This window comes from Lysinibacillus sp. FSL K6-3209 (assembly GCF_037976175.1).
Lineage (GTDB): Bacteria > Bacillota > Bacilli > Bacillales_A > Planococcaceae > Lysinibacillus > Lysinibacillus sphaericus_D.
Genome location: NZ_CP150264.1, coordinates 677,281 through 698,503 on the forward strand (window position 1 = coordinate 677,281; position 21,223 = coordinate 698,503).

Below are 21,223 nucleotides of genomic sequence, written 5' to 3' on the forward strand. Positions count from 1 at the left end.
GGTATAATCTCTGTATTAAAAAGTAAAAGGATGTTTTTTAATGAAAATAGGCATTGTGGGGAATTACGGCAATGATAATAATGGTGATGAATCAATATTATACGGCATTCTTCAACAAGTAAAACAAACATTTTCGGTAACGAGTGACGACATTACCGTTTTTAGTAATAACACACAACAAACATCCGCGCGTTATGGGGTACATAGCTATCCATTGTATTATAAAAAGGGCAACTTATATAAAACGTTTATCCATACGTATAAAAATAACAAACAATATGTAGCAAACTTTGACCTCCTCATTATTGGTGGTGGTGGTATTTTAATGGATTTTTATAAGCGTGAGGCCCATCTTTATGGAACATATGCAATGATGGCAAAACAAAATAATATTCCCTACATTATTTACGGATGTGGTGCAGGACCACTAGATACATTTTCAGGAAAAATTAGTATCCGAGTTATGTGTCGTTATGCAGCAAATATCTCTGTGCGTGATCCTCAGTCTAAAAAACTTTTACAAAGTATTGGGGTCAAAAAACCGATAGAAGTCATTGGTGACCCTGCATTTACGTTAAAAGGGGATCGCAAAGATTACGCTGAAAAGCCAATAAAAATTGGTGTTTCAGCCGTTCCGTACTATAATGCAAACTATTGGCCAGAAGGAAATGTAGCAAAATACGATGCATATGTAACAGGTATGGCGAAAAATTTAGATCAAGTCATTTCTGAGCAAAACGTTCACATTACATTTTTTGCAACGAAGTTTCCGCAAGATGTTACCGTGACAAAAGATATTCAGAAAAAAATGCAACATCGTGCTCATACAGAAATAATTGAGGAAAATCTTGTGCCTGAACGTTTACTTGAAGTAACAGGCGAGCAAGATATTATAATTGGTACGCGTTTACACTCGCTAATATTGGCGACCAATTCAGAGACTCCCATTATTGCTGTATCCTATCATACAAAGGTGCAAGATTTTATGTCCTTTGTCGGCGCATCGGATCGATGTTTACAGATGCAGGATATAGAAGATGATGAGAAAGCTCTTTCTAAATTAGTTGGCAAACTAAGTAGCAATTGGGAACAGTCAATTGCAGAGACGAAACAAATTGCTACACATATTCATAAAGAGGCCATGTATGGTCAGGAATTAATGAAAAAGGCAGTGACACGTCTATGAAAAAAATACTCGTCATTAGTAATATGTATCCTTCATCTGATCATTTATCATTCGGTATTTTTGTGAAAAACCAAGTGACAGCGCTTGAAAAAGCTGGACTAGACGTTGAAATAGCAGTGAATACAAACCCAGCTACAGGCAAGAAAAACACGATTGTCAAATATGCTAAATGGGGATTTTCTACATTAATAAAGGGTTTGAAATATCGAAAATCAATCGATGTAACACATGCACACTACGTGTTTCCTTCAGGGATGTTATCGTTACTTTTAAAGAAAATGTTTGGTATACCGTACATTGTTACTGCTCATGGTGGAGACATCGAACGTATGGCAAAGAAAAATGCGAGAATTCGCAATTGGACAGCGAGCATTTTACGTGAAAGTGACCATGTTATTGCAGTAGGTCCCGTGTTAGCAAAACAAATCGAGCAAGACTTTGATATAGCACCTGACAAAATCTCTGTTGTTAGTATGGGTGTCAATCGACATGTATTTTCAAAGGGGAGCCAGGCTGAAGTACGTCAACAATTGCAATTAGCAAAAGAACCATTTATTTTTCTTTTTGTAGGCAACGTCATTAAGCAAAAAGGCGTTGAGGAACTTTTGCAGGCATTCCAAATGTTAAAAACAAAAGTGGAGCGACCTATCGAGCTGAAAATTATAGGATCTAGAAGAGATGAAAATTTTTTCCAATCCTTGCAACCATTCTTCAGTGAAGACGTCAAATTTATAGACCCACTAAAACAACAAGAACTCGTAAAGTGGTTCCAGGCAAGTGATGTCTTTGTGTTACCATCACATTTAGAAGGTTTTGGTCTTGTAGCATTAGAGGCACTAGCAACAGATACGCCTGTCATCGCTTCTAAAGTAGGTGGGCTTGTATCGCTACTTGGTGAAGGAGCAGGGCATTTAGTGGAGCCTGGGAACGCTATGGCTTTATCTGAGGAGATGCTGCGTGCAGTGAACACGCCGAAGGATCAATATATGAATCGTGAAGCGGTTAACGAAATATTAGCTATTCACGATGAAAAAAATATTACAGCTAGATGTATAGACATTTATAAGTCGGCCATTAAAGGTAGGGATGACTTATGAATAAATTTATTAAAATTGTAGGGGCAGTAGCGATTATTAATATCGTTGCCCGTGTTTTCGGCTTTTTACGTGAAATGATTATCGGATTTCAATATGGGAGTTCCCATACTGCTGATAGTATTTTCACAGCTTACACCATTCCAAATTTTTTATATTTAGTAGTTGGTGGCGCTTTTACGACAGCCGTTATCTCAATTTATAATCGGGAAACAACAGACCGAGCATTATTTGTAAAACAGTCCTTTACGATTGTACTGTTGACTGTGTCTATTATGACGATTATTTTATTAGCATTTACCAATCCAATTATGGATATGTTTAACCAAGGTAAAAATAAGGAAGATTATAGTCAAAGTGAATTAGACTTATTGAAAAACTTGTACTTTTGGATGATGCCATCATCTATCTTACTTGTTTTATCATCTTGGTATAGTGGTTTACTGAATGTAAATGAAAAATTTCACTTATCGAGCTTTGCTATTCTAATTTACAACGCGATTTTCTTAGTAATTGCCTTTGGGTTATCTCAAATTGAAAGTATCAAAGCACTTGGATACGGTATAAGTGCTTTAGCTAGTGCGGCGATTATGTTGTATTTCTTAATAATTGGATATCGCAAATTAGATTCCCATAAAGTCGGGTTTTCATTTGAACATAATATTTCCTCCAAGCAGCTTTGGATTATGGTGTTGCCAATTATGCTGGGAGGAGCAACGATTCAATTATATGCTTTGTTACAGCGTATTTTTGCTGGCATGCTTTCTGAAGGGGCTGTAGCAGCTGTAAACTATTCTTCCAAGCTGATGCAATTCCCGCAAGCGATTTTAATTACAGCTGTGACAACAGTAATTTATCCAATATTGAGCCAAAAAGAAGCCAACAATGATCTTACATCGATTAAGGGTCTCTATTCAAAAGGGCTACACTATCTACTATTGCTACTTGTACCTGTAACAATATACTCTTATTTTTACTCAGAAAACTTGGTTCAGGTGATATTCCAGTATGGTAATTTTGATGCAAAATCAACAGCGATAACTGCACCTGTTTTAGCAATATTCGTGTTGTCCATGTATTTCTTAGCGGCGAATACGTATATTACACGTTTTTACTACGCAAAGGGTGACTCCATGGCACCCGTTATATTTAGTTTAATTAATGTATTTGGTGTCAATATAGCCGTAATTATGTTGATGGTAGAAAATTACGGTGCTGAGGCAATTGCATGGGGCACATTAATAAGTTCTATTACAAACTTTATGATGCTAATTTTTTATGCAATACCTAAATATCACTTGAAGATGGGCATCTTTAGCAAAGAGTTACAATTTTTCAGAGCTGTGCCACCAATGATAGTCATTGCTGTAGTTATGTATTACTCAAGCCATTATTTAGTATTTGAATATAAGTGGTTAACGTTTATTGTAGGTCTAGCTATCTTTATTGCTGTCTTTGTAGGTTCCTACTTAGTATTTGGCATCAAAGAAGTAAAAGAATTTACGGATAAACTGAAAAAGAAGTTATTAAAACAATAAGCATTATGGTTAAAATAAAATGCGCGAAAAGCATGTTGGAAGTAGTACTTCCAGCATGCTTGAGATTGTCGACAAAAGGCATCAAGAAGTTCTAACCTTGATGCCTTTTGTCATTTTTTATAGTAAATAATTGGATTTCATTCCCAAGTCGACCATTCTCTATGAGCATATCTACTCTCCTTAAGCAGCTTGCCATGTCCAAGTAGCAAGCTTTTTCAAGTTCATGGCAGCAAAAGTAAGCATCGCCTGCATGGACAATTTTTTAAGACCCCTTAAGTTTGTCCATCGCATACCATGCTTTTCTTTTGCATCTGCAAAGACACGTTCAATCGTTTCTTTGCGCTTTGCATAAATTTGTTTAATATCATATGAATGGCGTAAATGTTCAGCTTCTTCCATATATGTTTCCCATATATGACGTTGAATAAGTTTTTGATGATTCTTGCTTTCTGTACATTGTGATAGCCAGGGGCAATTAGCACAAATCGTTGGATTCGATTTATATTGGCGATACCCTTCCTTTGTGGTTGTCGTATATTTCAATACCTGCCCTTGTGGGCAAAGATAACAATTATAGTACTCATCGTACACATATTCATGCTTTCGAAAGAAACCATCTTTTGTTTTAGGACGTGTATAAGGGAGAACAGGTAACATTTGATTCTCTAATAAAAAGTTAGTGATGGCAGGTGTTTTATAAGCAGCATCCGCAGCAATCGCTAATGGCTTTTTCACTTTTTCAATGATTTTTTCAACAAGTGGCTGCAATACATAGCTGTCGTGCACATTTCCTGGAGTCACAATCGTACCTAATACAAAACCTTTTTCATCTGTCGCTGCATGAAATGAATACGCAAACTGCTTAGTCCGTTCATCCTTAACATAATAACCACTCTCAGGGTCTGTCGTACTTTCCTTGATTTCTTTCCATTCGTCTTTTTCAAATTTCTCTGGAGGGAAGGGCTTTTTTCCGTGTTCCTCACGATCAATATTTAATTCCAGTTGAAGTTTCTCTTCATAAGCACGTGTTTCTTTTCGAACGACTTTTTTATCATACTTTCGCTTATTAGCGCTTGCCTTTACATGCGTGGAATCAATAAATACATGGTCCGCGTGCAGGAGACCCTTCTTCAGAATTTCTTTTAGAATACGATAGAAAATTTGTTCAAACACGTCTGTGTCTTGAAACCGTCGCGCATAATTTTTACCGAAGGTAGAAAAGTGTGGAACTTCTGTATGGAAGCCAAATCCTAAAAACCAACGATAGGCCATGTTCGTTTCAATTTCTTTAATAGTTTGACGCATTGAGCGAATACCGAAAACATATTGAATAAAGGTCATTTTAAAGAGAACAACAGGGTCAATACTTGGACGCCCTAAAGATGAATAGAGGTTTTCCACTAATGGATAGATAAACGAAAAATCAATCGCTGCCTCTAGTTTTCGGACTAAATGGTCTTGTGGCACCAATTGGTCAATTGTCAATATTTCTAATTGTTCACGTTCATTGATTTGATTTTTCGACATCATTTTCCATCACCTCAAATAGATTATTTTATTTATAGTTGATTGATAGCAATTCATATCAAGTTGATTGGAGCGAAGGGCGGGCGACTCCTGCGGGAACGCACAGTACGTAAGACGCAACAGACCGCGCGTTAGCGAGGGTTGCGGCTTACGATGTGCCCGCGGAAAGCGCCCGAACGTAGCGGAAATCAACGGGAGTAGACATCTATTTTTATTTTAAAATGAAAAAAGACTGTAGGCAAACTCGAAATTTTTCGAGTTTGTCTACAGTCTGAAGCATGTTGGAAGTAGTACTTCCAGCATGCTTTTTGTATTTTTTAAAGCAAAAGTTTATTTTTGTTAAAATAATGCTTTTAGCTTATTACAATGCTTTTCAATAGATTAGAAAAGTACCAAACATCATATTTTGTTGAATATGCATAGTGTAATTTTTGGAATTATATTATAATTAACATTATTCAGATAGTGAAAAGTAAAATGATGGGTTTCGTGATGGTTTACTATTTAAAATTACATTTTTAAACAGGGTAATAATTTTTAACAGAGTAAGGTGACAATGATGGCAAGAGGTAGGAAAATCAACTCAAATGGTGAAAAAAGTAAACAATTATTACTGGAAAAAGCTGTGGAGCTTTTCGCTGAAAGGGGATACCATGCTACGAAAATAAGCGATATAGTGAAAGCAGCAGATGTAACACAGCCCACATTTTATTTATATTTTAAAAGTAAAGAATCGCTTTATGAGGACTTAAACATACAATTTCAGCTTGGGTTTTATGAGATTATGGACAATCATTCCGAACAGGCTGAAAAAGGGCTGGAAGGCTTTATTCATATGCTAGAACATAAATTATATTTGATGTTTCTCTATATTATTGAAAATCCAAAGTTAACGAAAATTGGCTTTTTTGAATCGAAACAATCATCAAGCGTTAAATCGCAGCTTACACAGCAATTTATTGAGTTAGTTTATCGACATGATTGTGATGGATTGTTTAAATTACAAAATATCGATATAAAAATAGTTGCGGATAGTTTTGTTGGCTCTTTTGAACGTTTAATATTAACGAATTTACTAGAACAAAAAAGCAAGCCATGTGAACTTGCGCGAAATTTAGTTCATGTCTTTTTTATATTAAAAGAACCTCCATGTGTGTGATAGAAAATGGAATCCTTCTCAATATAGGGAGGGATTTTTTATTTCAGTTCCAGACGCGCTCTTGGTTGGGGCATATAAAAGGGCATGTCATATAAAAAAGCGTTTGATTCGCTTTGGAGCGACAATCAAACGCTTTTATTCAATAAGATGGCTCGTTGTTAGTTAGTTACTGCAATATGCAGATAAATCCCTTTTTGCAGTTTGTCACCTGTAGGTTTTTGAATAGTTGGATGAACGAGCAACATATATTCTTGGCCTTTTCCTAAAGGATTTTTAGGTGTAACGAGTAAGGAATTGTCTTTTCCTACTTTTGTAGTAATTGGAATTTCGTCTCCGCCTAAAGCAACAAGCTGTACACTGCCTTCAGGAATTGGTGAAGAGAAGGCTTGCGAAAATTTAACTACAAATGTTTTTGTAGTTGGTACATTTTTTAGGCTTACTAGTTCCTGATACTCTTTGTATTGTGCTTTAATGGCATCATAATGAGCTTGGAAAAGTGGTGCAGTTTTCGTTTGAATAGTTGGTTTCACGCCTACTTCGTTAATCGTTTGACCAGCAGGACCTGTAAATTTACCTACAGTAAGCTTTAAATAACTGCCGTCATGTAATTCAAAGAAACCTTGCATTGCCCCTTTACCATAAGTAGTTTCACCATATAGGATCGCCGATTGTTGATCTTGTAACGAAGCTGCCAGCATTTCTGAAGCACTTGCACTATAGCGGTTTACTAAAATACGTGTATCTGTTGGGAATTTAATGTTTTGTTGTGCAGCACGCACTTCATAGGAGGCATGAGCTTCCTGTAATAAATAGGCGATTTTTGCTTTTGGGAATAATCCAGTAAGCTGTTCTGCCGTTGCAACATAGCCACCGCCATTATTTTGTAAATCTAAAATAAATGAAGTAGCACCACGTTGCTTAAGCTGAGTCAGTGCGTCTTTTACTAGTTGTGCGCCATCTTCAGAGAAAGAAGACATTGCTATGTAGCCAACATCACCAAACAATAAAGCAGATTCTACGTTTGGTAGGGTGAATTTTTTACGTGTAATAGTTTTAGTAGAAGTAGTGCCATTCTCATGTAATAGCTTAATTTGCACTTCGCTGCCTTCATTACCGATTAGCAGGGAAGAGGCTTCTTGAGTTGAGCTACCTACAATGGATTGACCATTAATGCCGATAATAATATCTCCTGCCACGACACCAGCTTCAGATGCTCCACTTTCTTCAATTACTTGTAAAATATGAATGCCGTCATCATGCTCTTCAATGACAACACCAATACCGATTGTCGACATATTAATGCTATTCATAAATTCTTCAAATTCTTGCTTAGTAAAATATGTTGAGTAAGGGTCTAACATATTAATGATTTCCGAAATAGTTTTGGCATTTTGTAAGTTACCATTTACTTTACCAACATAATTTTCTGTAATGATTTCCTTGATTTCCTCAACGAGTTGCTGTTCGTTATTTGCAGCAGAAGCGTTTGATAAAGGAAATAGGATAACACTCAGTATAAAAATGAAGGACCATAATACTTTTTTCATAAGACACCTCTTTTCTAATAACTTATTTTTATTATACATGAATTTCCAAATTACAGCGAATGAAAACAGACACGTCATAAAAGGAAGACGTGTCTGTTTGTTTGAAGTTTAGTTCTTCTTAAAAAGCTTATGAATAATAAAACCGACAATTGTACCGATTATTGCAGGAACAAGCCAACCAAGGCTTTGTTCATACAGTGGCAAAATATTTAAAATATTCTCATAAGAAGTAAACGTGATTTTCATCTGTTTTAAGCCATCGTAAAGACTGACAAAGAATGTCGGAATTAACGCCAACACATAAACAATTCGTCCACCTTTAAAGAAATGATCAACAAGCGATAATACCATCAATACGATCGCGAGCGGATAGATAATTAATAATACTGGAAGTGAAGTATTGATAATTGTCGATAATCCAACATTTGTAATCGCTACACTAAATAACGTAAAGACGATTAAAAATGTTTTATATGAGATTTGTGGAAATAGCTTGTTGAAAAACTGTGCATTGGCTGTTAATAAGCCAACAGCAGTAGAAATACAAGCTAATAAAATCGTAACCGATAAAATAATACTGCCAAAGTCGCCAAACAGATATTCTGCTGATTTTGCGATGATGACGCCACCATTATCAGATGTACCAATTGCTCCAATGCTTGTATTGCCAATATAGCCAAGTGAAATATAAACAAAGGCCAAGCCAATTGCAGCGACAATCCCTGCAAAAATGGTAGTTTTGACTTGCTTTCTAGTATCATTCATCCCCATACCACGTAATGCCTGCAAAATAACAATACCAAATACGAGAGCACCAAGAACATCCATCGTTAAATAGCCTTGTACAAAACCTTCGTAAAATGGCGAAACTGTGTAATTCCCAACCGCTGTGCCTGATTCACCCATTGGGGTAATAAAGCTCTTAACAGCTAATAATAATATAACAATTAAGAGCGCAGGGGTTAAAATTTTCCCTACACGATCGACAAGTTTCGATGGATTGAATGCTAAATAAAGTATTAAAGCAAAAAATAATATAGATGTAATGAATAGTGGAGCCCAATGTTCTTGAGCCGCCTCTGAAAGAAATGGCACAATGCCGATTTCATATGACACAGAGCCTGTACGTGGAACAGCGAAGAACGGCCCAATTGCTAAATAGACAATTGAAGTGAATATGATACCGAAAATTGGATGAACACGACTGGCAAGTAGTTGTAAATCGCCGCCTGCTTTTGCAACTGCAACGATTGCCAGTAAAGGTAAGCCTACGCCTGTTATTAAAAAGCCAACCATGGCTGTTGTAATATGTTCACCAGCTTGTTGCCCGAGCAACGGTGGAAAGATAATATTACCTGCCCCTAAGAACAAGGCAAAAAGTAATAAGCCTACAGCTAAATTCTCTTTGATGAAAACTAAGATGTTTCTCATAAATAATAAAAACTCCTTTATAATTGAAAAGCTAAAACTTTCTAAAAATTTTAAATACAGAAATGTATGTTATCATAGGACTATTAAACTTGCAATTATTACAGTTAAGCTAAACAGTCGGATTCTGTAGTATTATATAGGATTGATAAATTGTTTGAAAAATAGTCAGTATTTCCGATTTTTGTTTAGACAATTCTTTAGTATGATAGACACACAAGGAAATATTCTAACATGAACGGAGGCTATTGGATATGCTTAAATCAAAAAAATTGAGAATTCTCGCTTTAAGCACTATTGCTACTTCATTTTTTGCGATACAAAATGCTGAAGCTGCAACATATACAGTACAAAAAGGCGATACGTTATCCAAAATCGCTCAAAGTCATCAAGTGACGATACAAGATATAAAAAAATGGAATAATCTATCGAAGGATACGATTTATGTAGCACAAAAGTTAGAAATTACAAAGCAGGCAACAGCTGAAACAGGAAAACCTTCAAAGCCAGCAACAACTACACCTTCAAAACCTTCAACTGCTGTTCATACTGTTGCGAAAGGTGATACATTATCAAAAATCGCTAAGCAATATAATGTGACAATAAAGGAAATTAAAGAGTGGAATGGCATAGAGAACGACACGATTTATATTGGACAAGTATTAAAAATTTCTCCAGTAGCTGTCGTACCCGAGGATGATACAGTACATAATAATGTAACTACAGATACGGGGACTCCATCAAAAGTAACAACAAAAGATCCTACAGCGAATGGACAAGCTATTTACAAAAAGACAGTGGAAGTGGCGAATACTTTAATTGGAACACCTTATCTTTATGGCGGTAATACGCCAGAAGGTCTTGATTGCAGTGGGTTTATTTATTATGCATTCAATCAAAGTGGTGTGAAAATAGCGAGAGATAGCAGCGAAGGCTACTTTAATGGCAATACAACACATGTGAAAAATCCGGTGCCAGGGGACTTAGTATTCTTTGAAAATACTTATAAAGAAGGTATTTCTCATATGGGTATTTACCTTGGCAACAATAAATTTATCCACGCGGGTACAGATGGTGTGGAACTATCGGATGTGACGTACTCTTACTGGTCAACTAGATTAGTAGGGTATAAACGATTCGATACAGTAAAATAATGAACAGGCGATTTTTGCATTAGGGCAAAAATCGCTTTTTATTTGATTGAATGATTCAATCGCCACAAACAATGTGAGAATCGCCAGTAAACTAGGGCAAATCGCTCCGTACATGTAGGAAATCAAAAATCCTTCTTTCCGTAGAAAGAAGGATTTTTTTATATTATTGTGTTACACGTGCTGTCCAGCGAGATAAGTCTGCTTGTTGTGCATCAACTAGTTCAGCTGGGAAGATGAATGTCCAAGGTTTTGTTGAATTTGGTTGGACAGTTAGGATTGGATCCATTTTAAATGATCCTTTGGCAATTTGTTTACCTGTTGCGTCGATAATTTCTAGCGGTAATTGTTCTAGATTAATTGCTTTATTGTGACCGTTACGGATAAAAATCGAAACATTCAGGTTACCATTATCAGCAAGTTTTGCTTGAAGACCAGTAAAGTTAACTTCTGTTTCACCTAATTTCGGTAAAGTATTAACGATTTTAGCAAGCTCTTCTTTTTGTGCTGCTGGTAATTGTTGTTCCCATGACGGATCTAATTCTAATTGGTGGCCGCGTAAAGATACAAGGTTAAATGCGATTTTCCAACCATCTTCTGGCACTTCGTCTACTTTAATAGTTGATTTTTCAAATTCAAAAACCCATGGACGAGCACTTTCAGCTGGAATTGTGCCTAGCGCTTTAAAATCGAATTTTTTAGATGCGACAAGCTCATCGTTTTTATCCATAATGAATAATTCAATTTCACCTAACTCAATTGCTTCAGCTAATGATGAGCGGAAAAATGCACGAACAAGCCATTTCCCTGTGCGTGGCTCATCTTCAATACTAATAGAAGATAGCGATAATTGATTTGGTTTTAAAGGCTCTAGCTCATTTGCAAGGAAGTTAAAAATATACTTTTGTTCTTGTGGTACATTCCATTCAGGATGGAATGACAGCTTCGTTACAACATCACGATTGTCCCCTTTATTTGTAGCCGCATTTCCTAGTAAATCTTTTGAGTCAATTGTGTTTTCTTGTACGATTTTATCTGATTTTTTAAAAAATGAAAATAAACCCATAATTAAACCTCCTGTTGTCCTTCAACCATTTTCATGAAGCCTGTAATTTCGATAATAATAGAGCGACGCAATTCTTGGAAATTCTTCCCGAATAATTCGAGTCCTTCTCGTTGGTAAATGCGCATCGGATCTTCTTGTTGATAGTGACGTAAACCGATACCTTCTTTTAAATGAGCCATTGCTTCTAAATGCTTCACCCAGCCACTATCTATATAACTCAACATCACTTGTGGAATAACCGTCATGACTTCATCATTTTCTGCGAATTTCTGCATATGATCGAGCAGTTCTTGTTCAGAAGGCTGTATATCCGCTAGAATTTGTTTTACTTTGCCAACTTCACGATCAATTGTAACCGGAGTAATGAATAATGAATTCAGTGCACTTTCCATTTGGTCATAATCCCACTCTACAGAAGGTAGCTCCTCAGGTGCAGCATCGCGCACTGCAAAATCGACCGTTTCACGCAGCATTTTTTGCAGCTCTCCCATTACATCTTCACCAGCTAAAATTTTGTCACGTAAGCCATAAATAACGGTACGTTGATCATTAATGACATCGTCTAATTTTAAATTGTATTCGCGCATGCCATACTGTGAGCCTTCTACAATACGTTGTGTACGGTTGATAAGCTCCTGAACATCTTTGTTTTGGATGACTTCATTTTCATCTACAATCATTTTTGCTGTGAATTTTTCAACTTCTTCTTTTGCATAACGGCGGAACATATCATCTTCAATAGAGAGAATGAAGCGACTTTCACCTACGTCACCTTGACGACCAGAACGTCCTCGTAGCTGATTATCAACGCGGCGGCTTTCATGTTTTTCTGTACCAATTACGTAAAGACCACCAAGTGCATGGACATCGTCACCTAACACGATATCTGTACCACGACCAGCCATATTGGTTGCAACCGTAATACGACCTTTTTGACCAGCTTGCGAAATAAGCTCTACTTCTTGCTCAACTGTTTTGGCATTCAGTAATTGGAATTTTAAGCCTTCCTTTTTTAAATGGTCTGCAACGGATTCAGATTGCAAAATGGACGTAGTACCGATTAAAACAGGTTGCCCTTTTTCATGGCGTCGTTTTGCTTCGGCAGCTACAAATTTATATTTTGCTGCTTGTGTTTTGAAAATAATATCCGGTTGGTCTACACGTTGACGTGGGCGGTTTGTAGGGATTTGAATAACCTCCATACCGTACACTTCACGGATTTCCTTTTCCTGTGTTTTCGCAGTTCCTGTCATGCCTGATAGCTTCGGATACATGCGGAAATAGTTTTGAATTGTAATTTGTGCCTGTGCTTTATTTTCTTCAGTAATCGTTACGCCTTCTTTTGCCTCGATTGCTTGATGTAAGCCATCGGAAAGAGAACGACCTTCTAAAATACGACCTGTGAACATATCAACAAGCTCGATTTTGTCATCTTTCACGATATAATCAACGTCACGCTTGAACATGACATGTGCACGAACCGCTTGGATCACATAGTGATAAAGTGTTTGATGCTCTAAATCGTATAAATTGTCAACATTGAAGGCAGCCTCAACCTTTTCAATGCCTTTATCCGTTAAAGAAGTGGCCTTTGTTTCATCATCAAAGTCGTAGTCTTCTTCTGCTTTAAAGCGTTTTGCTAACATAGCTGCAATGCGATGTAATTCATCGTTTGCTGGCATTTTACCAGCAATAATTAAAGGCGTTTTCGCTTCGTCAATAAGTACACTATCGACTTCATCAATGATCGCGAAATGATAAGCGCGTTGTACTTTATCGGCTAAGCTATGTGCCATATTGTCACGTAAATAGTCGAAACCAAATTCAGTACCGACACCGTACGTAATATCCGCGTTATAAGCGTCTTTTTTGTCATTTGGTTCCATCATTGGTACATTTAAGCCGACTGTTAAACCGAGGAAACGATGGATTTGTCCAACAAGCTCATAGTCACGTTTCGCAAGATAATCGTTTACTGTAATGACATGAACACCTTTGCCTTCTAATGCCCGTACATAAGAGGGAAGTGAAGCAACAAGCGTTTTCCCTTCACCTGTAGGCATTTCAGCAATATTGCCTTCAGTTAATACGAGTCCACCGATTAGCTGTACATCAAAATGACGCATACCTAATACACGTTTTGAGGCTTCGCGTACGACTGCAAATGCGTCTGGAATGATGGATGTAATTGGTTCACCTTGATCTAAGCGATCCTTGAAAATAAAAGTCATTTCTCTTAACTCAGCATCTGACTTATTGACGTATTTTTCTTCAAGATTATTAATTTGTTCTACTATTTTATAGTAGCGTTTTAATTGACGAGCACTTGTTTGCTCATTGTTGCGTTTAAAAATTGAGAACATGAATTTACGCTCCTTTAAAGTTGTCTAAATGCTAGACACATCATTATTCTATCAAATTTTACGAATGATGACTACATTTGACATTAAGTAATAAAGGTAGAATAATAGAGAAAAATGGAAAATGTGAAATAGCGGAAAATGATTAGAAAAAGTATATTTCAGAGCATGTTCGTGCTATAATCAAATTGGATTCAAATGTAGATTATTTTTTTGAGGAGGAGAGACATGCTTTACGTGTCTTTAATAGCAGCATTTGTTGCTTCCATTTTGTTAACTCCACTAGTTAAACGTTTAGCGTTTAGAATAGGTGCCGTTGACGCGCCAAACTATCGAAAAGTACATGCACGTATCATGCCAAGGCTCGGTGGTCTGGCAATTTTCCTTGCGTTTTTAATAGGTGTGGCGGTCTTACAGCCACAAAGTCAATATAGTTTAGCGATTATTATCGGAGCTTGTATTATCGTAGCAACAGGTGTTATTGATGATATGCGTGAAATATCAGCGAAGGCAAAAATGCTTGGTCAAATAGTTGCCGCACTAATCGTTATTTTTGTGGGTGGTATTCAAATTGACTTCATTAACTTGCCATTTGGTGGGCAATTAGATTTTGGTTTTCTAAGTATTCCATTCACTATATTGTGGATTGTTGGTATTACGAATGCAATAAACTTAATTGATGGCTTAGACGGATTAGCTGCAGGCGTTTCTTCAATTGCACTTATTACTTTATCTGGTATGGCCTTTATAATGGGCGATATGTTCGTATTAGCCTTTGCAGCAATTTTAGCAGCAGCGACAATTGGTTTCTTATTTTATAATTTCCATCCAGCTAAAATCTTCATGGGAGATACTGGGGCATTATTTTTAGGCTTTATGATTTCTGTATTGGCTTTATTAGGATATAAAAACTTTACAATCATTTCGTTAATTATCCCAGTTATTATGCTAGGTGTACCGATTTCTGATACATTCTTTGCAATTGTTCGTCGTTACCGAATGAAGAAAAAATGGTCTGATCCAGATAAATCACATTTACACCATCGATTATTGGATATGGGCTTTACACATCGACAAACGGTACTAATTATTTATGGCATTGCAATGATGTTTGGTTTAGCTGCCATTATCTTCTCAATGGCAAAGTTATGGGGAGCCATTTTACTAATTACGGTCATCTTAATTGCTATCGAAATTTTCGTCGAAGTCATTGGACTTGCCGGTAAAAACTATAAACCGCTATTAAATTTCATGCGGATATTCAATAAATAACAAAAGAAAAACTGTAGACAAACTCGAATTTGAGTTCGTCTACAGTTTTTTTTTCAGTAAAATATGGTTTTCGCGGGTAAAGTATTGTGAATCGCGGGTAAAATACTAGATTTCGCGGGTAAAACCTCATGTATCGCGGGTAAAATACCAGATTTCGCGGGTAATGAACCTCATACACAAAAAAGCCTTTCCGCTACCAAACTTTGATAGTGGAAAGGCTTTTTATTTTTTTATTGCGCTGATTCGTTTGTTGAACGGTCATCGCCAGCTGCGTTGTCTGTATCAGTATTACTATTTGTTAAAGCAGAAGACGATTTTTTTCTTGCAAGGTGGTTGTTAAGAATTTCAGATACATCATCAACTGATTGTTGGTCTAATTGATAATAATAAACACCTGTAGACATATCGTCGTTACCTTCTAATGTTAATGAATCAATACGTGGCTTACCTTTTGTTAAATAAGACAGGAATGATTTCATTTCACTAAATGTCATATTTGTCTTCATGTTATCGCCGATTGCTTTAATAACATCGTCGTATTTTGTAATAGAATCAACAGATGCTACTTTATTTGTAATAGCCGTTAAAATTTCTTGTTGGCGTATACCGCGTTGGATATCGCTATCTTGCTTACGTGTACGTGCGAGGGCAAGTGCTTGACTACCGTTTAAATGCTGTAAACCTGGCTTGAGGTTGATTGTATTACGATCAAATTCATCTTTTTCATGTAGAGCATATGGTACTTCTGCTTCGATACCACCTAAAGCATCCACGACATCAATAAACGCATTGAAGTTCATGCGGACATAGTAATCAATCGGAACATCAAAAAGTTGTTCAACCGTTTCAATTGTCGAAAGCGTACCACCTAACGCATGGGCATGAGTAATTTTATCTTTATAGCCTACTGAAGGGATATAAACGTAAGAATCACGAGGGATACTTAACATTTTAATAGTTTTCGTAGTGTTGTTTAAAGTTGCAAGAATCAGTGCATCTGAGCGTGAGTTTTCAGAACCTTGCCCACGATTTTCACTATCATCGACACCGACAAATAAAATCGACACATTATCATTAACCGGTTCTACTTTTTCTTCTCGTAAAGCAGAGACATCTCGACCTTCTAATACTTCATGTGCTGAGTTGGCTGCGTGTTCAGCTTGCTTTGTAATATAAACACCATAGGCCGTAACGCAAATTAGTAAACTAGCAACTAGAAGTAATGCTACTTTTATAATCAAAGAAGCTTTAGAAGACCTCTTCTTCTTTTTTACATTCGTTCTTTTCATATATGGTATATTCTCCTCTTGATTTTGGGAATAATTATGCAATTGAGCTAAAATTTATTCAAATTAGCACATGGGCGTAATTGATTAAGTGAGCTCAATATTAAAATTATACTATGGACCTTCAGGATTAGACAATTAAAACTATTTATTTCACAATAAATTCGATAAATTGCGCGTGCTCAAAAGTGATTGTTGCTTGCCCATTCGTAAGTTCTGTTACCCAATGACGAAACTGATCTTCTTCCTCTTTTAACACCGAAACAATGATTTCGACACCTTCCAAGTAGTTAATTTCTTCTAAAGAATATCCAGAGTTGCGAATCTCATTTTCCACTTTTCCAAGCCATGTGTAGTCAATTGCAATTTTCATAAGGTGATGAAGTTTTCGTTCGACAACTTGTGCAGCGAGTAATCCCTCTGTTGTTGCTTTACCGTAAGCACGAATAAGACCGCCGCCGCCTAATTTTATGCCACCGAAGTAGCGTGTGACGACAACGACCGTATCCTTTAAGCCTTGCTTTTTTAAGACTTCTAACATAGGGACGCCAGCAGTGCCACTAGGTTCCCCATCATCATTCGCTTTTTGAATATGATCATGTTCACCGATAATATAGGCAGAGCAATTATGTGTCGCATTATGATGCATTTTTTTGATGCGCTCTATAAAAGTCATTGCATCCTCTTCGGTTTCAGCGCGTTCTATATAAGTAAGAAAGCGAGATTTAGATATAATAATTTCGCTTTCTCCGTAGCCTTTTACAGTTAAATAGTTCTCTCTCATAAGTGTCATTCTCCTTTAAAATAGGGTTGTATGCTATAAATTTCATAAAGAAAAAGCATTAATTTTTAGCATTGTGATGCTATAATAGGTTTAGACTTAGATTCTATGAAATTGGTCTTTCAAAATACTATGTGATAATAAGGACATTAGACTGGGGAGTACACAATGTTTTCAAATGATACCTTCGATTTAAAGTCGCTTGATGACGTATTCAATCGAATGTTAGAAACAATCATGAGCTCTAAAGATGATATTTTCATTATAAGTGAACAAAGCCGAAGAAGCTTTGAAGATATGCAACAAGAGCTAGAAATTGTTCGAAAACAAATTTCAACTGTCATCGATGAAGGCGATGCTTTAGAAAAAAGCACGCAGCTTGCTAAGCAAAGACTTGTGTTAGTGAGTAAAGCTTTTGATAATTATACCGAAGAACAAGTTAGAGATGCATATGAAACGGCACATGATTTTCAATTGAAGCTCTCCGTCATTAAAACACAAGAAAAGCAACTTCGCGACAAAAGAGATGATTTAGAGCGACGTTTAAGAGGCTTACTCGATACAATTGAACGTGCTGATCATATTGTCAATCAAGTAAATGTTATTTTAAATTATTTAACGTCTGATTTAAAAAATGTTGGATTAGCGCTTGAACAAGCGAAAATGAAGCAAGATTTTGGTATTCGAATCATCGCTGCACAAGAAGAAGAGCGAAAACGTTTATCAAGAGAAATTCATGATGGACCTGCTCAAATGATGGCCAATGTCTTAATGCGTACGGACTTAATAGAAAGAACGTATCGAGAGAAGGGCATAGAATACGCTTTGGCTGAAATTGCTGATTTGAAGAAAACTGTGCGTAATGCACTGTCAGAGGTGCGACGAATTATTTATGATTTACGACCTATGGCGCTGGATGATTTGGGCATTGTGCCGACATTAAAGAAATATTTGTCGACTGTGACCGAATATAATCCAGGAGTGGAAATTCATTTCCAGTCAAGAAGCACAGAACAACGTATTCCTTCAAATTACGAAGTATCCATTTTTCGCTTAGTGCAAGAATGTGTAACAAACGCCATGAAGCATGGGAAATGTAAGGATATTTGGGTAAAACTTGAATGGTTGAACAATGCAGTGAATGTTGTCGTGAAAGATGATGGCGTGGGGTTCGATCAAAAAGTTGTGAAAGATCATTCCTTTGGTATTTTAGGAATGCGAGAACGAATTGAAATATTAAATGGTACAATCTCAATTGAAAGTGAGATAAATCGAGGCACTACGGTATTATTTAAAATTCCGTTAGAAGTAGAGTAAAGAATTGTGTTGCAGAATTTTAGGGGGTAAAGACTAATGACGAAGATTATTATTGTAGACGATCACCAACTATTCCGAGAAGGAGTAAAACGTATCTTAGATTTTGAGGATACGTTTGATGTAATTGCAGAAGGTGACGATGGCACAGATGTAGTAAATTTATATGCGGAAAATCAACCAGATGTTGTTTTAATGGATATAAATATGCCGGGGAAAAATGGTGTAGAGGCAACAGCAGATTTAATTACAGAATTTCCAGATGCTAAAGTCATCATGTTATCCATTCATGATGATGAAACATACGTAACTCATGCACTAAAATCAGGCGCTCTAGGCTATATGCTAAAAGAGATGGATGCAGACGAAATCGTGGAAGCGATTAAAGTAGTGGCAAATGGCGGCTCTTACTTACATCCTAAAGTAACTAAAAATTTAGTAGCAGAATTCCGTCGCCTGTCTGAGCATGAAAACAAAGGCAACTTCCATCAAACAGAAATTCGCCGTCCATTCCATTTATTAACAAAACGCGAATGCGAAGTTTTACAATTACTAACAGATGGACAATCTAACCGTACTATTGGTGAGACACTGTTTATTTCAGAAAAAACGGTAAAAAACCACGTTTCAAGCATTTTACAAAAAATGAACGTAAACGACCGTACACAAGCTGTTGTAACAGCTATTAAAAATGGTTGGGTTGAAGTGCGATAATTGCATAGTAGTAATGAAGGCTGTTTTTAAAAGCTACTTTAAAAGATAAAGTAGTTTTTAAGACAGTTTTTTATTATGCAACATTTTTATTGGAAAGACGTCTTTTAATGAAATAAGCACCTAAAAGTTGAAAATGCGCAACAAAATTCCTACTTAAGCATTTATATGCTACAATATTGCGCGGGAGGTTTTATGATGTTAAAGAAAAGTATTCTAGCAGTTTTAACCTTATTAGTGTTAACTGCCTGTGGCAATAAAGATGAAGATTTAACGGCAAAAGAGCGTGAAAAGGTAATTGAAGACGGTACGGTGGGCTTTGAAATGATGGGTGAAGAGGTTAAAAAAGCTTCAAATGTGCCGGCTGATGAGGAAAAAGCAATTTTAGCGGCGTTTGATGAATATATTGCCGCATTCAATGATGAAGAAATTGATCGTTATATGGACACGATATCTAAGGATCCAAAAGGCTTTAATTATGATGAAGAGAAAGTATTCGCAGATGAAGTATTTGCTCAATTTGATACGAAACGTGATGTAACAAATGTGACCATTGCAAAGTATAATGAGGATGAAGCGCAAGTATTTGCCAATATGACAACGCACTCTCTTCAAGTGCAAACAAACGTCGAACATGAAAGCGCTGGACGCCAAGTAACGGTATTTGTCAAAGAAGATGGAAAGTGGAAGGTAACGAGCGTCTTTTATATTGGAGATGATACCAAATCTAGCACGGGCAATCAATAAGGGGAAATTTTTCCCTTTACTATACATAGAAGATGAATGTGAAATGAACGCTAGATTTGAGCCTTATGGCAAAGTAAAGTTGAAATCTAGTGTATGTTACGGACTGAACTTGTAGTGAAAAAGTCAATTCCTGACGTCATTACGAGATTTCGTAATTCAATTCACATTCATTTCTTTTTGAGGTAAACTTGGAACATAGGAGAGTGGAAATGAATGAGGACGGCAATCGTAACAGACAGTACTGCATACCTTACGCCAGAAGAACGCGCGCGCTTAAACATTCGTATGATTCCGTTAAGTGTAAACATTTCAGGTGAGTTATTCGCAGAGGAAGTAGATATTACTGCATCTGAGTTTTATGATAAAGTACGGGGTGCAAAAGAATTCCCCAAAACAACTCAACCACCCATTGGTGAGTTTGCCTCACTCTTTGAAGAGTTGGCAAATGATTATGACGAAGTAATTTCCATTCATTTATCGAGTGGTATAAGTGGTACATATCAAGGTGCGGTCCAAGCAGGAGAAATGGTGGAAGGTATTGATGTGTACCCATTTGACAGCGAGATTTCTTGCGCTGTTCAAGGATTTTATGTGCTACGCGCGGCTGAAATGGCTGCGGAAGGTTGTTCAGCACAAGAAATACTAGCAGCATTAGCGGACATGCAGCAGTATATTCGTGCTTACTTCATTGTAGATGACTTAGCGCACTTACAACGGGGAGGGCGTTTGTCTTCAGCAGCTGCATTAATCGGAGGCTTATTACAAGTAAAGCCTGTCTTGCATTTTGTGGACAAGGTCATTGTACCGTTTGAAAAAATACGTACACGTAAGAAAGCACTAAAGCGGGCAGAAGAGTTATTGGCTGAAGATGCAAACAAGTATGACAAGATGGATGCTGTAGTTATTCACGGTAATTGCCAAAAAGAAGCCGAGGAATGGTTGGCACAACTTGCTACGACTTACCCGAACGTAAACTTTAAATTAAGCTATTTCGGACCTGTTATTGGCACGCACTTAGGTGAAGGTGCAATGGGTCTTGGTTGGACAAAAAAATAA

Annotated in this window: 17 protein-coding genes; 10 read left to right on the forward strand and 7 right to left on the reverse strand. The window is 36.8% G+C overall.

Features of this window, described 5'->3' with window-relative positions; genetic code table 11:
- Positions 1 to 40 precede the first annotated feature (40 nt).
- From MHH88_RS03215 to MHH88_RS03225, 3 genes are read left to right on the forward strand one after another with little or no spacing between them, the layout of a single operon-like run.
- Entirely contained in the window at positions 41 to 1,186 is a 1,146-nt protein-coding gene (locus MHH88_RS03215; protein ID WP_069510704.1) for a polysaccharide pyruvyl transferase family protein, read from the forward strand.
- Positions 1,183 to 2,283, forward strand: coding sequence for a glycosyltransferase (locus MHH88_RS03220; protein WP_339261567.1), 1,101 nt, complete (start codon positions 1,183 to 1,185; stop codon positions 2,281 to 2,283). The genes MHH88_RS03215 and MHH88_RS03220 overlap by 4 nt, the downstream gene beginning before the upstream one ends.
- Positions 2,280 to 3,818 carry a lipid II flippase MurJ gene (locus tag MHH88_RS03225; RefSeq protein ID WP_339261569.1) on the forward strand — a complete coding sequence of 513 codons (1,539 nt, stop codon included), beginning with the start codon at positions 2,280 to 2,282 and terminating at the stop codon, positions 3,816 to 3,818. Before MHH88_RS03220 ends, MHH88_RS03225 begins: the two co-directional genes overlap by 4 nt.
- 180 nt (positions 3,819 to 3,998) lie before the next feature.
- Here MHH88_RS03225 and MHH88_RS03230 read toward each other — a convergent pair whose 3' ends face one another.
- A complete protein-coding gene (locus MHH88_RS03230) occupies positions 3,999 to 5,348 on the reverse strand; it encodes an IS1182 family transposase (RefSeq protein ID WP_339258423.1) in 1,350 nt (449 codons plus the stop codon).
- A gap of 556 nt (positions 5,349 to 5,904) precedes the next feature.
- On the opposite strand from MHH88_RS03230, the gene MHH88_RS03235 reads away from it, so the two are divergent.
- Positions 5,905 to 6,504: a TetR/AcrR family transcriptional regulator gene (locus tag MHH88_RS03235; RefSeq protein ID WP_069510698.1), complete on the forward strand. Its 600-nt coding sequence runs from the start codon at positions 5,905 to 5,907 to the stop codon at positions 6,502 to 6,504.
- Positions 6,505 to 6,662: 158 nt separating this feature from the next.
- Here MHH88_RS03235 and MHH88_RS03240 read toward each other — a convergent pair whose 3' ends face one another.
- Positions 6,663 to 8,051 carry a S41 family peptidase gene (locus MHH88_RS03240; protein WP_339261572.1) on the reverse strand — a complete coding sequence of 463 codons (1,389 nt, stop codon included), beginning with the start codon at positions 8,049 to 8,051 and terminating at the stop codon, positions 6,663 to 6,665.
- A 108-nt stretch (positions 8,052 to 8,159) separates the two neighbouring features.
- Positions 8,160 to 9,482: a branched-chain amino acid transport system II carrier protein gene (brnQ, locus tag MHH88_RS03245; protein WP_339261573.1), complete on the reverse strand. Its 1,323-nt coding sequence runs from the start codon at positions 9,480 to 9,482 to the stop codon at positions 8,160 to 8,162.
- A gap of 251 nt (positions 9,483 to 9,733) precedes the next feature.
- Between brnQ and MHH88_RS03250 the strand changes: the two genes are divergently transcribed.
- Complete coding sequence (locus MHH88_RS03250) at positions 9,734 to 10,633, forward strand: LysM peptidoglycan-binding domain-containing protein (RefSeq protein ID WP_339261574.1); 900 nt, start codon at positions 9,734 to 9,736, stop codon at positions 10,631 to 10,633.
- Between the two features lie 163 nt (positions 10,634 to 10,796).
- Here the strand turns inward: MHH88_RS03250 and MHH88_RS03255 are convergent, their stop codons facing one another.
- Both MHH88_RS03255 and secA2 read right to left on the reverse strand, forming a co-directional pair.
- Entirely contained in the window at positions 10,797 to 11,696 is a 900-nt protein-coding gene (locus MHH88_RS03255) for an accessory Sec system S-layer assembly protein (protein ID WP_103977411.1), read from the reverse strand.
- Between the two features lie 2 nt (positions 11,697 to 11,698).
- Positions 11,699 to 14,059: an accessory Sec system translocase SecA2 gene (secA2, locus tag MHH88_RS03260; RefSeq protein ID WP_069510688.1), complete on the reverse strand. Its 2,361-nt coding sequence runs from the start codon at positions 14,057 to 14,059 to the stop codon at positions 11,699 to 11,701.
- 225 nt (positions 14,060 to 14,284) lie between these two features.
- Here secA2 and MHH88_RS03265 point away from each other — a divergent pair, with 225 nt between their 5' ends.
- Positions 14,285 to 15,328 carry an MraY family glycosyltransferase gene (locus tag MHH88_RS03265; RefSeq protein WP_024362460.1) on the forward strand — a complete coding sequence of 348 codons (1,044 nt, stop codon included), beginning with the start codon at positions 14,285 to 14,287 and terminating at the stop codon, positions 15,326 to 15,328.
- Positions 15,329 to 15,558: 230 nt separating this feature from the next.
- Here the strand turns inward: MHH88_RS03265 and MHH88_RS03270 are convergent, their stop codons facing one another.
- Positions 15,559 to 16,617, reverse strand: coding sequence for an LCP family protein (locus MHH88_RS03270; protein WP_069510685.1), 1,059 nt, complete (start codon positions 16,615 to 16,617; stop codon positions 15,559 to 15,561).
- A 145-nt stretch (positions 16,618 to 16,762) separates the two neighbouring features.
- Positions 16,763 to 17,398 (reverse strand): YigZ family protein, encoded by a 636-nt coding sequence (locus MHH88_RS03275; RefSeq protein WP_069510683.1) that lies wholly within the window; start codon positions 17,396 to 17,398, stop codon positions 16,763 to 16,765.
- Positions 17,399 to 17,563: 165 nt separating this feature from the next.
- Here MHH88_RS03275 and MHH88_RS03280 point away from each other — a divergent pair, with 165 nt between their 5' ends.
- From MHH88_RS03280 to MHH88_RS03295, 4 genes are all read left to right on the forward strand, one after another.
- Positions 17,564 to 18,712, forward strand: a complete 1,149-nt coding sequence (locus MHH88_RS03280) for a sensor histidine kinase (protein ID WP_069510682.1) — start codon at positions 17,564 to 17,566, stop codon at positions 18,710 to 18,712.
- A 36-nt stretch (positions 18,713 to 18,748) separates the two neighbouring features.
- Positions 18,749 to 19,423, forward strand: coding sequence for a response regulator transcription factor (locus tag MHH88_RS03285; RefSeq protein ID WP_024362464.1), 675 nt, complete (start codon positions 18,749 to 18,751; stop codon positions 19,421 to 19,423).
- 192 nt (positions 19,424 to 19,615) lie between these two features.
- The gene (locus MHH88_RS03290) at positions 19,616 to 20,167 is read left to right on the forward strand and encodes a nuclear transport factor 2 family protein (protein ID WP_231785561.1); all 552 of its coding nucleotides are present in this window, start codon (positions 19,616 to 19,618) and stop codon (positions 20,165 to 20,167) included.
- A gap of 213 nt (positions 20,168 to 20,380) precedes the next feature.
- Complete coding sequence (locus tag MHH88_RS03295) at positions 20,381 to 21,223, forward strand: DegV family protein (protein WP_339261575.1); 843 nt, start codon at positions 20,381 to 20,383, stop codon at positions 21,221 to 21,223.